This is a genomic window from Mesorhizobium quangtriensis, assembly GCF_040081925.1.
Classification (GTDB): Bacteria; Pseudomonadota; Alphaproteobacteria; order Rhizobiales; family Rhizobiaceae; genus Mesorhizobium_K; species Mesorhizobium_K quangtriensis.
Genome location: NZ_JBEBMF010000005.1, coordinates 277,159 through 292,393, shown reverse-complemented (window position 1 = coordinate 292,393; position 15,235 = coordinate 277,159). Strand labels below are relative to the sequence as shown.

Annotated in this window: 11 protein-coding genes; 2 read left to right on the top strand and 9 right to left on the bottom strand. The window is 62.1% G+C overall.

Annotation, left to right across the window (positions count from 1 at the left end):
• Positions 1–228: 228 nt before the first annotated feature.
• From ABMA32_RS23835 to cls, 3 genes are all read right to left on the bottom strand, one after another.
• Positions 229–1,341, bottom strand: a complete 1,113-nt coding sequence (locus ABMA32_RS23835) for a YVTN family beta-propeller repeat protein (RefSeq protein ID WP_349016234.1) — start codon at positions 1,339–1,341, stop codon at positions 229–231.
• 177 nt (positions 1,342–1,518) lie between these two features.
• Positions 1,519–1,851: a hypothetical protein gene (locus ABMA32_RS23830; RefSeq protein ID WP_349016233.1), complete on the bottom strand. Its 333-nt coding sequence runs from the start codon at positions 1,849–1,851 to the stop codon at positions 1,519–1,521.
• 253 nt (positions 1,852–2,104) lie between these two features.
• Entirely contained in the window at positions 2,105–3,631 is a 1,527-nt protein-coding gene (gene cls / locus ABMA32_RS23825; protein WP_349016232.1) for a cardiolipin synthase, read from the bottom strand.
• A 132-nt stretch (positions 3,632–3,763) separates the two neighbouring features.
• On the opposite strand from cls, the gene ABMA32_RS23820 reads away from it, so the two are divergent.
• Together ABMA32_RS23820 and ABMA32_RS23815 are read left to right on the top strand one after the other, a co-directional pair.
• A complete protein-coding gene (locus ABMA32_RS23820) occupies positions 3,764–4,426 on the top strand; it encodes a CBS domain-containing protein (RefSeq protein ID WP_349016231.1) in 663 nt (220 codons plus the stop codon).
• Positions 4,427–4,461: 35 nt separating this feature from the next.
• On the top strand, positions 4,462–5,814 hold the full coding sequence (locus ABMA32_RS23815; protein ID WP_349016230.1) for a glucoamylase family protein: 1,353 nt from the start codon (positions 4,462–4,464) through the stop codon (positions 5,812–5,814).
• 235 nt (positions 5,815–6,049) lie between these two features.
• On the opposite strand, the gene ABMA32_RS23810 is transcribed toward ABMA32_RS23815, so the two are convergent.
• From ABMA32_RS23810 to ABMA32_RS23785, 6 genes are all read right to left on the bottom strand, one after another.
• Entirely contained in the window at positions 6,050–7,399 is a 1,350-nt protein-coding gene (locus ABMA32_RS23810; RefSeq protein ID WP_349016229.1) for an APC family permease, read from the bottom strand.
• Positions 7,400–7,646: 247 nt separating this feature from the next.
• Entirely contained in the window at positions 7,647–8,558 is a 912-nt protein-coding gene (locus ABMA32_RS23805; RefSeq protein ID WP_349016228.1) for a ribose-phosphate pyrophosphokinase, read from the bottom strand.
• Positions 8,555–10,066 carry a thymidine phosphorylase family protein gene (locus tag ABMA32_RS23800; protein ID WP_349016227.1) on the bottom strand — a complete coding sequence of 504 codons (1,512 nt, stop codon included), beginning with the start codon at positions 10,064–10,066 and terminating at the stop codon, positions 8,555–8,557. Before ABMA32_RS23800 ends, ABMA32_RS23805 begins: the two co-directional genes overlap by 4 nt.
• Positions 10,063–11,442, bottom strand: a complete 1,380-nt coding sequence (locus tag ABMA32_RS23795) for an MBL fold metallo-hydrolase RNA specificity domain-containing protein (protein ID WP_182573371.1) — start codon at positions 11,440–11,442, stop codon at positions 10,063–10,065. Before ABMA32_RS23795 ends, ABMA32_RS23800 begins: the two co-directional genes overlap by 4 nt.
• A 28-nt stretch (positions 11,443–11,470) precedes the next feature.
• Positions 11,471–12,742 (bottom strand): MFS transporter, encoded by a 1,272-nt coding sequence (locus ABMA32_RS23790; RefSeq protein ID WP_349016226.1) that lies wholly within the window; start codon positions 12,740–12,742, stop codon positions 11,471–11,473.
• Positions 12,739–15,162, bottom strand: a complete 2,424-nt coding sequence (locus ABMA32_RS23785) for a heavy metal translocating P-type ATPase (protein ID WP_349016225.1) — start codon at positions 15,160–15,162, stop codon at positions 12,739–12,741. The genes ABMA32_RS23790 and ABMA32_RS23785 overlap by 4 nt, the downstream gene beginning before the upstream one ends.
• Between the last annotated feature and the right edge of the window lie 73 nt (positions 15,163–15,235).

The following is a 15,235-nucleotide window of genomic DNA, read 5'->3' as shown; positions in this document are numbered from 1 at the left end:
AATTCGGCCGCCGCCTCAACAAGTGATGCGAGGCTCAAGACCGTCAGAGGTGTATTCTGGTGCGATGCTTTGGATGGTGGCGTCCTCCATAAAGCAGGGCAGGGACGTCAAGAGTAGGATCCCGACAAGAAAGGTCCCTTGCGAAAAGCAGCTACGGCTGTGTTCTTCAATTCTGGCTTTAGTTATGCCCGCGGGCGCCGAGACGGTCTCGGCACCCGCGTTCGCGTATCAAGGGGTCTGAAAAGTAATACCGTTCGGTCCCTTGCCGACTGTGTAGGTGCCGACGACCGACTGGCTTGCGACTGATATCCGCGAAACCGTGCCGTCGATGATATTGGTCACGAAAGCAAAGTCCCCGTCGCTGCTGACGGTCACTCCATGCGCTCCCTGGCCTGTCCGAACTGTCTTAACGACCGTGTTGCTGGCGGTATCGATGACCGAAACCGTGTCGTCCGGCTCCTCGTCGGTTCCCTGGTTTGCGACATAAACGAAGCGGCCGTCCGGCGTCGCATGCACCTGGATGGGTGACCGCCCGACATCGATACGCCCGGTCACCTCGCGCGTGACGGTGTCAATCACCGCCACCTGGTTCGCGTCGCGCAGCGAAACGTAGACGCGCCTGCCGTCCGGGACGAACCCCACCTGAACCGGAGCGGGCCCGACCGCGATCCTGACTGTTTCTGCAAGCGTGGCGATATCGATCACCGAGACAGTGCCGTCCTCGACATTGGCGACGTAGATCGACTTGCCGTCAGGACTCATTCGCAGGCCGTGCGGATAGTCGCCCGTGGCGATTGTCGCGACGGCTTCGCCCTTTTGCAGATCGACCACCGAAAGAGTGTCGTCTTCGGAATTGGACACGTATGCGCGGTTGCCTTCGGCATCGGCGATGACATGGGCCGGGTGGGTGCCAACGTCGATCGAAACCGTCTGGGCGGAGGCGATGTCGGCCGTGTCGAGGACTATCAGCTTGCCGCCATCGGCTGCACCCTTATCTCCGTCGCCGTCCTCGCTGCCACCATGGCCACCACCATCATGACTTTCGGTCCCTCCACCCGATGCGGAGATGCCGACCGCCAGCAAGCGGCCTCCGCCCGGGACGAACTGCACATTGTGGGGTGTCAAATCGACAGGGATGATATCGACCTTTCCGCTCTTTAGATCGACACGGCTGACGGTTTTGCCATATTCGTCGGCCGTGTAAACGATGCCTGACGGTATTGGCTCCGCCACAGCGGGACGTGCGAAGGACATCGCAATCGCCAAGCCAATGGCTGCCGCTAGCGCGCCGAAGGTCACGCGACAGGGATTTCGCGAAACCGATGCGGAAGTAGTTCTCATAGCTTTCTCCTTGTCGCCGCTAAAGTGATCAGGGATGGCGCGGGTCGGACGACAGTACCGAGCGCGGTGGGGGTCAGAAACTGACATATGGATTGAGACATCGTACTCTTTGGTTCTCATGTTCGTGACTCCGCAGGATTGTTGACGGTGAGCGCGAACCAGAACGGCAACGCGCGCTCAGGCAATCACGGAAACCTTGGGTGGCCGCAACCGGAGCGGCAACTCACCCGGCAATGAGATGGAAGATCGGGTAAAGGCGGGAGGCTCGTTTCGCATCGTGCCGATGACGATCTCAGCGGATACCAAGACGCAGATGGCGCATCCTGATGCCGAAACATGGCAACTGCCGTCGTCCCGCGCCCGGTCTTCGCCGCCGCAGGATTCGACATGGTTGTGTCCGGTCGCAGGCTCGGCCTGGATGGTCTCGACGACATAGCGAACCCCATCAGCGGAAGCCGCTTGAGCGTGTCGGTCGTGAAGCATGGCCGAACCGGCCATGAGGATGGCCATGGAAAGGGCGAGCCATCGCGACGCATCAAGTGCCCGAGTTCCAGTTCGCTTACTGGACTGCCCCAAAGGGATCGCACCCGATCTCACCTGATTCCGTCCTCGGGATGTGCAAGTTGTAAGTTGCCATCATAGACGAAGGCCAATGGTCCAGTTTGTCCAAGGTCAAAGAGAGAACCGAATCCCGAAAAAAAGCAGGGTTGCAGCACGACGCAACCGGTTACGGAAAAACGCAGCGGTCAACCCCAACTCGGTTTTACAGAAGAGGACCCGCCAGCCGCGCCAAGTTCTCGCAGATCTTGTGGGCGATCATGCGCTTTTCCCAAGCGTCGAAAGTGAGCGTCTCGCTGGCGCCAAAGCAGCGGATTTGTTCACGTTGCAGTTGAGCCGTGACGCCACGGTCAAAAGCGACAAAGCTTATTTCAGCGTTCAGGACAAAGGAGCGGATGTCGACATTGCTGGAGCCCAGCAGTGCGATCTCGTCATCAAATGTGACATGCTTGGCATGCAAGAAGCCGCCCTTGTAGAGGTGCACGTGGATACCGGCCAGGAGTAGTTCGGAGTAATAGGATCGCTGCGCGAACTTCACTAAAACGTGATCCGTCAGGTAAGAAACCACCAGGTGGACTTCGACTCCCCGCAACACCGCGGTCTTTAGCGCCTGCAAGAATGCCTCGTCGGGGACGAAGTAGGGGGTCGTGACGACGACACGTTCGCGCGCGCCGTGAACCAGCGCGGCCATGAGGTGTCCAATGCCGGCATCGGGGTAATCGGGGCCGCTTGGCAGAACCTGTGCAACGACCCCGGCGTCGGGATGATGGTGCGGAAACAAGGCGGGCATGGCCAGTTCCTCGTCGGTTTCCATGAACCAGTCGGCGATAAAAACAGCTTGGAGTTCCGTCGTGATCGGACCGACCACTTGCGCGACCAGTTCTTCATTGGCGATGTTCCGGCGAGATACGGCATTGGTGATGTTCTGCGAGCCAACATAGCCGACAAGGCTGTCGATGATGGCGATCTTCCGGTGATTGCGCAGATCGGCGCGTGCCGACCTGCGCCGGAAAACTCCGACCCGAAGGGCGAGCCGAACCTCCACGCCGGCCGGGGCGAGCAACTTCGACACCCCTAGCGCCCACTGCCTCGACCCGATGGCATCGATCAGAACCCGGCACTTGACGCCTCGTCGCGCGGCCCGGTCCAGAGCGTCGATTACGCGCCGGCCGGTCTCGTCGTCGGCAAAGATGTAGAATAGAAGATGGACTGTTTGTTGTGCCTGGTCGATGTCGGCGACGATTCGGTCGATCACGTCATCATAATCGGAGAGAAGCTTGACGTCGTTTCCGGCGAGTGCCGGGAATTGCCCGAGCTTTTCGATCAGGAGAGCTGGCCCGGCCAGGGTGGCCGGCAGGTCGGGACGGCGGCAGAAACGGGAATGGGCAATCTCCCTGGACGCGGCGGCGAGGATGGCCGGCAATCTGACGAAGCGCTGGCGCCGCCAGCGCGGGTAACTCGGTCTTCCAATAAGAAGGTAGATAACAAGCGCCGGAATCGGCAAGAAAAATACCAGCAGAAGCCAACTTCGCGAGGCCTCGGGAGAACGCCGCAGGGGCACGACCACAATCATCACGAGGCGGATTGACCACTCAGCCGCCAGATAGGCGATCGCCCAAGCTTCGCCCCCAATGAACACCATCGCCGTTGTCCTGCTGCTTTCTTTGCTCTCTCTCAGCCGCAATCGCCCTAGCTGCTGGTAAATCAGCTGCGTTTCCTTGACGTGTATCAAGAAACCTTCCGCGATCCCGAGCTAATCTGCGATATTCGCAACCTATTATCTGGGGCGCGGCTTGAACGGCGGGGTGGTAACGTCGGTCACGCAACGCCGAGAGCAAATTCCATACGCTTAAGGATCAGGCAGATGCAGGCAAAAGACGTCATGACCGCGAACGTAGTCAGCGTTTCACCTGAGCACAGTGTCAGGCATGTAGCGCGGATAGTGCTGGACCACCGCATCAGCGGCCTGCCCGTGATTGACGATGATGGCCGCGTGGTCGGCATCCTGACCGAGGGCGATCTAATGCGTAGGTCGGAACTCGGTGTCCAGGCGCTGGCGCCGGTCGACCGGCAGTCCAGCACTGAGGAGAGCAACGCTGGCGCTTACGTGAAAAGCCACAGCTGGAAAGTAGCGGATGTAATGACCTCAGATCCAATCAAGGTCGACGAGGAAACGCCGCTCCCTCGAATCGCTGCGCTTATGGTGGAGCGCGGCATCAAGCGCATACCGGTAATGAGAGGAGAGCACTTGGTTGGCATCGTAAGCCGAGCCGAACTCCTGCGGGTTCTCATCACAGCCAGATCCGATGCGACGGCGCCCGGTGATGACGCGATCCGGCGCAGCATCCTTACACGACTGCGAGAAGACGCAGGCATCAACGTAGATGAGCTGGACCTTACCGTCGCCGATGGCCTGGTGCATGTATCGGGCGCGGTCTCCTCGCAGAGTGAGCGAGATGCCGTCCGCGTGGTTGCCGAGGGCGTAAGGGGAGTCAAAGGTGTCTTCGACCGCCTGTCTCTTGCCTAAGCTCCAAACACCATTCGATCCTAGGCGAGCATCACATGAAAATCCTGCCAAGTGACATCGTGAGCAACTCTGCGATACAAGATGACCTTGAGACGTTGCAGCGAGAGACATTCGACTACTTTATTCATAAGGCGAACCCTGCCAACGGCCTGATCCTCGACAAGACGGAAGCAAACTGGCCCGCAAGCATCGCCGCCACCGGCCTTGCGCTGGCGTGCTATCCGGTGGGCGTCGAACGCGGATTCATGAGCCGGAGCGCGGCCACGAAACGCACTTTGGCAACGCTGCGCTTCTTCTGGAACAGCCCGCATGGGCCGGAACCGGACGCCACGGGATATCGCGGTTTTTACTATCACTTCCTGGATATGCAGACCGGCCGGCGAGCCTGGCAGTGCGAGCTGTCGACCATCGACAGCACCTTTTTGTTGGCCGGCGCGCTGGCCGCGGCGGCGTTTTTCGGTGCGAACACGCGGGACGAGGTCGAGATCCGCACACTGGCCGATGCGCTCTATCGTCGAGCCGATTGGCGCTGGGCGCAGGATGGGGGAGAGACCGTCAGCCACGGATGGACACCTGAGCACGGATTCCTGAAGTACCGCTGGGAAGGATATGATGAGGCGCTTTTGCTCTATGTCCTGGGGCTCGGCTCGCCGACGCATCCTCTACCCCCGACCAGCTACGCGGCCTGGACGGCCACCTTCCGCTGGGAGCACTGCTACGGCTACGACTACCTCTATGCGGGACCGCTGTTCATCCATCAGCTCTCGCATGTGTGGATCGACTTTCGCGGTCTCCAGGATCCCTTCATGCGCAGCAAGGGAAGCGACTATTTCGAAAACAGCCGGCGCGCCACCTACGTCCAGCAAAGCTACGCTATCGAAAACCCCCGTGGTTTCGACGGCTATGGCGAACATTGCTGGGGCCTTACCGCGAGCGAGGGACCGGGTCCCTCCACACTCAAGCTGAACGGTATCGAACGCCGGTTTGAGGACTATGTCGGGCGCGGCGTCCCGTATGGTCCCGACGACGGCACGCTGGCCCCCTGGGCCATCGTAGCCTCTTTGCCGTTCGCTCCGGAAATCGTCCAACCGGCGATCGCTTTTTGCATCCATCAGGCCAAGCTCAAGGCGGCCAACGCCTATGGCTTCAAGGCAGCCTTCAATCCGACGCACCCGGGATCGCCGGGAAACGCTTTTGGGTGGTGGGTTTCGCCTTGGCACTTCGGCCTGAACGAAGGCCCTGTCGTCCTGATGATAGAGAACGAGCACAGCGGCTTGTTGTGGCGGTTGATGCGCACGTGCCCGCACATCCGCAGAGGCCTGCAAAGGGCGGGGTTCGATGGCGGCTGGTTGACAGACTTCCCGCAGGTATCGAGCCCACCGTTTTGAATGCAACCCGTTGCCATCGCGCTCGGCCACGGTCAACCGTCCTTGACCCTATCGCTTGGGTGCAGCACGACCCAATCTAGGGCAAGGCCGACTGGACATATCCGACTGTGGCCATCAGAATGGGGGAGCGGTGCCGAGCTTGCGCAGGCGCAGCCAATCTATTGCCTGCGCCGGACAGAGTTCCCGCCCGCTGCGGTCGGCCGGGTCGTCCATGGTGAACCTGCAGAGTGAGAGGTCATCTCTCGCCGTTCTCGTGCGCCGCATGGCCAGTTTCACCAGCTTCGGTCCATCGACCGAGGTAGACCCGCTGGAAGCCAAACACTGCGCCGATCGCGAACGCGGCGTAGAGGACGATGGCGGGATCGCTTTGCAGCTTCATCGCAGTGAAGGCTGCGAGCACCACGGCGTCGAAGGCGATCGCTGCGAGCAGGACAGCGCCCGCCGCGCCGATCTCTTGCCGACGGAAACGGAACACGCCCCACTGGATGATCATGTCCATGAACAGATAGAAGAACGCTCCCAACGACGCGATGCGGCCGAGGTCGAAGAACACTGCAAGCGTCGAGGCAATGACGACGGTGTAGATCAGCGTGTGGCGCTGGATCGGACCGGACATGCCGAAATGGCTGTGCGGGATCATCTTCATGTCGGTCAGCATCGCCAACATCCGCGACACGGCGAAGACACTTGCCAGCACCCCCGAAGCGGTGGCTACCGCCGCGAGAAGCACGGTCAAGAGAAACCCCGCTCGGCCAAGCGCGGGCTCTGCGGCCTCGGCCAGCGAGTAGTCGCGCGCGGCGATAATCCGGTCGATGGTGAGGCTCGATCCGACGCCGAAGGCAACAAGGAGATAGACACCGACGCACAACGCGATCGAGATTATGATCGCTCGGCCCACGTTGCGGTTCGGCTCGGTGATTTCGGCGCCGCTGTTGGTAATCGTGGTGAAGCCCTTGAAGGCGAGTATGGCCAGCGCCACCGACGCCATGAAGCCCATCGCGGTGAAATCCCGCCCGCTTTCCGAGGGAGTGGCGAATGAAAAGCCGCTCGCCCACAGGGCCGCAATCCCGAACGACGCGATGCCGCCGATCTTGAGCGTGGCCATGACCAGCGAGAACAGCCCCACAGACCGGTTGCCTGCAATGTTGACGAGAAACGCGAACAGAATCACCGCGACGGCGAGGATCGGTACGAGCGGCCCGCCCGTTATCTCGAAAGGCCGCAGCACGTAGGTCGCGAATGTGCGCGCCACGAGGCTTTCGGCGATGACCATGCTGAGCGCCATCAGCAGCGCCGCGCCGGCGGCGACCGCTCCCGGCCCGTAGCACTTCTGCAGGATCATGGCGATCCCGCCTGAGGACGGCCAAGCGTTGGACATGCGGACATAGCCATAGGCGCTGAAACTCGTGATAACGGCCCCCGCGATGAAGGCGAGCGGAAACAGCGGCCCGGCGAGCTCGGCGATCTGGCCAGTCAGCGCGAAGATTCCCGCGCCGATCATCACGCCGGTCCCCATAGCGACAGCGCCATTCAGCGAAAGGCTGTCAGCCCGGTATTCTGACGTTCTGTCTGGCGTAGCGTCCATGTGATTACTGTTGACCCAGACGAACGCCCGGTCTGACAATTCCCACGATCAAAACCCGGCTTTGGTCATGGCTCGCCCTCGCGTCAGTTGTATTCGCCATCTCATTCTCCGCATGTGGGGCCACGAGATAATACAGGCGTATCCTCGCACGTTGTGATCATGGAGCGCCACTGCCCCCAGAGCGCGATGAGCATCGCGACCTGACTACGTCGATACATCTGGACGTGCGGATCCGCGACAATGGTGGTCACAATCTTTCCTTCGGCGAAGCGTCCTCGAACATTTCGATGCTGGCCTGGGCCAGAAGTCCGGCTACGGAAATCGCGTTTGATGGATGGGGAATTGAGTCCGTGCTTACGACCCGGGCAGGCCCGGCCGCGAGCAGTTGCTCGTAGGCGTCCTGGGCGAATATGGGGTGGATGACGACGCATACGGCCGGAGGAAGGCCCAACCGCCTCAGGTGACCAAGGGTCTCGATTGCAGTCCGCCCGGACGAGGCGATGTCGTCAATAATGACGGGGGTTCGCCCGCGAGCCGCATCGATCGAAGGAAGGCTCACCTCGACGTCACGGTCGCCTCGGCGGGTTTTCGTCAAGACCTGATACGGAACCCCGGCGCGGTTCGCGATGTCTGATACCCATTGGCCGCTTTCGCTGTCCGGACCGACAAGGATTGCGTTGGCGACATTGTCTCGGATCCAGTCGGCGACAAGCGGAGCTGTAGCCACTCGACGCACCGGGATGCAGTACAGCCCGGAAAGTTCTGGATTCCTGTGCAGATGCGGATCCGCTGTCACTAGCCAATCGAAACTCTCTTCGAGGAATCGCGCGAACAATGGCGCGCTGACGGCTTCGCCGCCATTGAACCGCTTATCCTGGCGCATGTAAGCCAGATAGGGCGCGATCAGTCCCACGGAGCGGGCGCCGAACTCGCGCGCTGTGGCCGCGGCGAACCGTAGCGGAAGTGCAAGTTCGTCGGGATTGCGCAAGCTGGCGACGAGAGCGACATCAATGCCGTCCAGGTCTTCCTCGATTGTGACAAGGGATTCGCCATCGGGAAAATGACGCCAGTCGAGCCGTCCATTTCGCGCGCCCAATAGAGAGGCCATTGCGTCCGCCAAAGAGCGCTGCAGCGGGAAAGGAAGCAGCACGCGGGTCATTCGCTGGCTCCGACACCAAAAATGTCCGGATGAGCCGCGGCATACGCCAATGCGTATTCAAGTTCCCCGCGTGTCTGCGCGTGGACCTCGAACAACGATTGGCCCGACTGGACACTGTCGCCGATGCGAAGACGGGAATCTACTCCCGCGGTGGCGCTGCCTGGAGCGCCGGCGAGCTTGGCGACTTTTGCTAGCCGGCGGTTGTCGATTGCCTGGATCTGGCCGGTTCGGTTGGCGAGAACCGGCTTGGCGTGAGGGGCCGCGCCCGGCTCGGTAAAGCCGCCCTGCGCCTCGCAGATCGCGAGAAACTTTGTGAGCGCACCGCCGCCGTCGAGCAGAGTGCGAGCAATGGTCCGCCCTTTGCCGGGGACGGCTCCGGGTGCGGCATCGAGCAAGGCGGCGGCAAGGTCGAGCGCACGGCTTCGGAGATCCCGGGGGGCGTCAACGTCATTGCGCAGCACGCTCAGCACGTCTCGCGCCTCGAGAGCCGGACCGATGCCGTAGCCAACAGGTTGGCTTCCATCGGTTCGCAGCACAGAGAGGTTAAGTCCGAGCGCCTGTGCCGTCGCACGCAGGCGTGCTTCAAGAGAAGCTGCCGCCGCGACGGAACGCACCTTGGCGGTCGGCCCGACGGGAATGTCGATAAGCACGTGGGTTGAGCCGGCGGCGGCCTTCTTCGAAAGCACGCTAGCGACGAGTTGTCCGTCGCTGTCGAAGTCGAGTGGACGCTCGATGCGGATCAGTATGTCGTCGGCTGGGCTGAGCCGGACGTTTCCGCCCCAGACGATGCAACCCCCTTCGCGCTCGACCACGTTTCGCATGGCATCGAGATCGAGCGCTACCGGCGCCATCACCTCCATCGCGTCGGCGGTGCCGGCAGGAGATGTGATGGCACGTGAGGACGTTTTTGGAATCCGGTGGCCGGCGGCGGCAACGATTGCAACGACGATGGGCGTGGTGCGATTCCCCGGAAGGCCGCCGACACAATGTTTGTCCAGCACCGCGCCGCTGCCCCAATCGATACGCTCTCCAACCGCGAGCATTGCCTTCGTCAGTGCAATCGTCTCCTCATTATCGAGCCGCTCGCCGGCACATGCCGTGACGAACGCGGTCAGTTCGATGTCTGACAAACGGTTGTTGACGGTGTCGCGCATGATGGCGAGGAAATCCGTCTCGCCGAGCCGCTGGCCGAAGACCTTCGCCCGCAAAGCCGGCGCCGACGCGGGCGGTTCGGGGTGACTGAAGAGGGCCCATGCATCGGGGCTTGGCTGGAGCAATGCCCAGGCGGCTTCGGACAAGGCAGCGACGTCCAGATCGAGGCGATTGTCGACAACGACGTTGAGTGTGGCAACCAGTTCGCGATCGCCGCTACGCGCCAGAACCCGGGTGAGCGCCATGAAGCCTTCGGACCGGCAGACGTGGCAATCGCGATGCATATAGACGACCGGTTGCTGGTATGTGTCGATGCCGGCTCGGACGAGGCGTAGCCGGCTATGGGCGTCACTCATGCCGGCTGCTCCAGATCGATCCGCTCGAGGTGTTCCGGGACACGCGCTTGCCATTTGAGTTCGCGATTGATGCGCCCGCGCAGCGTATCGGCGGAATCCAGTTCTCCATGCGTGAGGTAGGTCATTGCCGGCGCGCGGCGGGCATTCCGCATCCAGTCGAGAATCTCGTCTGCATCCGCGTGACCGGAAAAGCTCTCTAGCTGAACGACTTCCGCGCGGATAGGCACGTCTTGTCCAAACATCCGCAGGTGGTCGGCGCCGGCCGCCAGGGCAGCACCTCGCGTGCCGCCAGCCTGGAAGCCGGAGAGCAGGATCGCATTGCGTGCATCTGATCCGAAGGCTTGAAGATGGTGCAGCACGCGCCCGCCCGTGAGCATGCCGCTTGCCGAAACGATGATCATCGGCCCCCGCCTGAGGTTCAGCGCCTTCGATTCCTCGACCGATCGCACCAGCGTCGCGATCGAGTACATTGCGCGGCACTCTTCCACGCTGACGTGGTGCTCGTCATGAAAGCGGTGATAGATATCCGTGGCGTTGATTGCCATCGGGCTGTTGAGGAAAACGGGTACGGCCGGAATCTCATCGCGCTGTCGAAGCCGTGCAATTTGCAGCATAATGCCCTGTGCGCGGCCCACTGCGAAAGCCGGAATGACGATCACGCCGCCTCGACCGGCGACACGCCGGATCACCGGGGCAAGCTCCGCTTCCGCGTCGATCCGTCGGTGTTTGCGGTTGCCGTAGGTGGACTCGCAAACCAGTATGTCCGCCTCAGCCAGCGGTAGTGGTGGCCGCATCAGCGGGTCTTGCGCGCGTCCGATGTCGCCGCTGAAATGCACAGTCGTTCCGGCGATGTCGACTCTGATCTGTGCGGCGCCAAGCAGATGCCCCGCGTGAAGGAAGCGGGCGCGAATGCCGCGCCCGACTTCAAATTCCTTGTCGAAGTCCTGGGTCGCGATGTGTTCGAGTGAGGCCTTGGCATCTTCGAGAGTGTAAAGCGGCTGAGGGTCGGCATGCTTGGAATAGCCCCGCTTCTTGGCAAATCGTGCTTCCTCTTCCTGAAGGTGGCCGCTGTCCGGAAGCAAAAGCGAGCACAGTTCCGCGGTGGCGGGAGTGCATATCACCTTGCCGCGAAAGCCATTGCGCACGAGCGCGGGAATGTAGCCGGAATGATCCAGATGCGCGTGTGTCAGCAGCACCGTGTCGATCGTTTCAGGCGGCACCGGGAACGCCGCGCGATTGCGATCGCGCAGCTGCTTGTAACCCTGGAAGAGGCCGCAATCGATGAGGACGCGGCGCCCATTCGTTTCGAGCAGGTACCGCGATCCGGTCACGGTTCCCGCGGCGCCGAGAAATTGAAGCGAAGCTGGGGAATTCATGGGGCTCTCCGAACAGTTGGCAAAATGATCATTCCGGGATCCTCCCGGCGGGAACGGTACGAGGATCAGCCGTTGCAGGGGCAATTAGACGCGGCAGCTTCAGGCTTGCCGTCGCAGCGAGTGCCATCACCAGGGCTGCGGTAAGGAAGCCTGCCCCTTGCAGGCCGTTGAAGCCGAACAGCAGACCAGCGCCCGCGGAGCCCACCGACAGCCCAAGGCTCACTGCTGCCGCCTGAATGCCGAGTTCGACGCCCTGACTTCGCGCGGTGATCCGCGACACCCAGAAGGCGAGCAGCGGACTGATCACCCCGGCGGAGGCCGCGACGACGGACACAGCGAACAGCATCTCGCTGAAGGCGGTGATTGATGGAATTACCGCCAGACCGATCGCCATCACCAGGAAGGCGGGTGCAACGAGCACCTTTGTCGCCGCCGGCTTGACGAGTGGCGAAAAGACAAGCCCCTGCACCGCAAACATCACCACGCTGCAGGTCGCGAACGTAAAGCCCAGTTCGGCGGGACTCATTGCGAGCTCATCGTTGCGTAGCGTGAGCCCGACCTCGAATGCGCCAAGTCCCGCCGCGGCTACAGAGGCAAGGGCGAGCAGCCGTATCTCCCCGGGCACGAAAGTCGACGTTTTGCGGTTCTTCGTGTCTACCGGCTGGCCGGTCACTCGGCCTCCAGGCAGGATCAACCTCACGCCGCCGGCCGCGGCCAAGGCGAGGCCCGATGCAAGAAGAAAAGGGGCGGCCTGCAAGAGGGGCACCGCCTTACCCGAGTCAAAAGCCCATCCGGCAGCGAGGCCACCGAGCATGGGACCGAGCAGGAAGCCTGCAATCGATGCCATGCTGACCCAACCAAAGGTTCTGGCCCGCCGGTCATCGTCACCTTCCGTGTCGGCAATGAACGCAAGGGCTGTGGGAACTACGGCGGCGGCGAAGCCGCCGTTCAGGATTCGTCCGACATAAAGAAGCAGCAAGTTCGGCGCGAGCGCCGAAGCCGCCAAGGTGACGGCGAAGCCGATCAGGCCAACGACAAGGACGGGTCGACGCCCGATCAAATCCGACACCCGTCCCCAGAGGAACGCGACAGCCAGCGGAGCGGCGACATAGGCAGCAGTCAGAAAGCCAATGTGCCGTGCAGCGAATGTCGGATCTGCGGAGCCTGCGAGCCGTTCGACCATTGTCGGCAGGACCGGCAGGACGATCCCATAGCCGAGCGCGACGATGAAGGACGAAGCCAGAAGTGCGCCCAGAACCCTCGACGACAAAGGCACGGGAGGTTTTGCGGTCCCGCTCATGCCGGGGCGCCGGTCGGCTGCTCATGAGCGGCGCTTGCGGCAGCCGATGCGGCCGGCCGGATGCCTTCGAGCCTGGTTCGCTTGAGCAGAAGCGCATTAACGGCGACCAGCGCCGAGCTGCCCGACATTGCCAGCGCGGCGATCTCGGGGCTTAAAAGGAAGGGATATAACACGCCGGCCGCGAGCGGGAAGGCGATGACATTATAGCCGACCGCCCACCACAGGTTCTGATGCATCTTGCGAAGGGTGGCCCGTGACAAGGTCATCGCCCCGACGACGTCATAGGGATCGCTCTTCATCAGCACGATATCGGCGCTTTCGATCGCTACGTCGGTGCCTGCACCGATCGCGAAGCCGACATCGGCCTGCGTCAGGGCTGGCGCGTCGTTGACACCGTCGCCGACCATGCCGACCTTGAGGCCCTGTCCCTGCAACTCCTTGATCTTTTCAGCTTTCTGGCCGGGCAGAACATCGGCCAAGACGATGTCGATGCCGAGAATGCCGGCGATACGCTTGGCGGTGCCGGCATTGTCGCCGGTGAGCATGGCGACGCGGACGCCCTGCTCGTGGAGCTTCTTGATGGTCGCGATGGCGGTCGGGCGCGGCGCATCGGCGATGGCGATCAGTCCAAGAAGTTTTCCCGATCGTGCCACATGAATGACGGTGCGGCCTTCGCCCTTGAGCGCTTCAGCCTTCTCGCCGAGCGCCAAGAGGTCGATCTTCTGCTCGTCCATGAGACGCCGGTTGCCGAGGAACACCTGATCTCCACCGATAGCGGCGCTGGCGCCCTTGCCTTCGATGTTCAGAAAGCCCGAAACCTTGGGAAGCTTCAGGTCCTTGGCCCGCTCGACGATGGCGACGGCCAGCGGGTGATCCGATCCCTGATCCACCGCAGCCGCGATTTGCAAAACCTCGTCGGACGAAACATTGGGCGCGGCAACGGTTTCGACGACCTTGGGCTGACCCATGGTCAGCGTGCCGGTCTTGTCGAAGACGATCACATTCAGTTTTGTCGCGTCCTCGAGAGCGGACGCATTCTTGAACAGGATACCGTTGGCTGCTCCGAGACCGGTACCGACCATCACCGCCATCGGCGTGGCGAGGCCCAAAGCATCGGGACAGGCGATGACGAAAACCGTGATGGTCAGGGTCATCGCAAAGAGCAGCGGCTCGCCAATCCACCAGAACCAGACGGCAAAGGTCACGAGGCCAATGACGATCGCAGCCAGCACCAGCCATTGCGAGGCGCGGTCGGCAAGCAGTTGCGCCGGCGCCTTGGAATTCTGCGCTTCCTGGACCAGCTTGACGATCTGGGCCAAGGCCGTGTCCGCGCCCACTTTTGTCGAGCGATAGCGCAACGTGCCGCTCTTGTTGATTGTGGCGCCGATGACGGCATCGCCGACTTTCTTGGTGACTGGCATGGATTCGCCGGTGAGCATCGATTCGTCGATGGTCGACTCGCCCTCGGTCACTTCGCCGTCGACAGGAAGCTTGTTGCCTGGCCGCAGGACGACGATGTCGCCGAGCACGACGTCGGCGGTCGCGACTTCGACTTCCTTGCCATCGCGGAAGACGTTGGCCTTGGGCGGTGCGAGGTTGAGCAGCGCCCGGATGGCGGCGGACGCGCCAGCCCGCGCGCGCATCTCCAGCCAATGGCCGAGCAGGATGAAGACGAGCAGCACGCTCGCGGCTTCATAGAACTGCTCGCCTTCGAAGAAGAATGTCGCGCCGATACTGAAGAGGTAGCCGGTGCCGACGCTCAGCACCACCAGCACCGCCATGTTAAGCACGCCGTTTCTCAGGGCGCGCCAGGCGGCGACGACGAACGGCCAGACCGGATAGAGGATCGCGGCGCTCGCAAGGAAGAACATCGCGACGTTTTCGCTGAGCCCGAAAGGAGGGAGGAGCCATGGCTCCCCCATGCCCATTGGCTCCATGGCAAAGATGGGCAGCGTGAACACCAGGCTGACGAGGAAGCGATTACGCATGTCGCGGACCATGTCCTGCATGTCCATCCCGCCGCCGTGTCCCATCTCATGGGCCATGGCGTCATGCGGCACCTTGGCTGCGGCCATTCCTTCTTGCTTGCTTGGCGCCGCATCGGCAGCGGCGTTGTGCTCCCCGTGTCTATGCATATGTTCCGAAGGCGCCGGGGCATGCCCCGGCGGGACGGTTGTGCCGCCCGGCACGCAGAGGTGCCGTGGCACGGTCTCGCCCCGGCAATGAAAGCCGCAGGTTTCGATCTCGCGCGCCAGAGTCTGGGGATTCGTCAGCGCCTCGTCGAATTCGACGGTGGCGCTGGTCGAGCCAGCATTCATGGCGACGCTAGCAACGCCGGGCAAAGCGGCGAGACGTTTTTCGACTGCCGCGAAATCCATTATGCCGACAAGGTCGCGTACTTCCAGGGTCGCCTTCTTCATGGTCAGATCCTATTTTTTTAGCAGCAAGATGGCTGCGGTTTGGTTGTGCAGGCCGCGGACAATCACTGCGGCC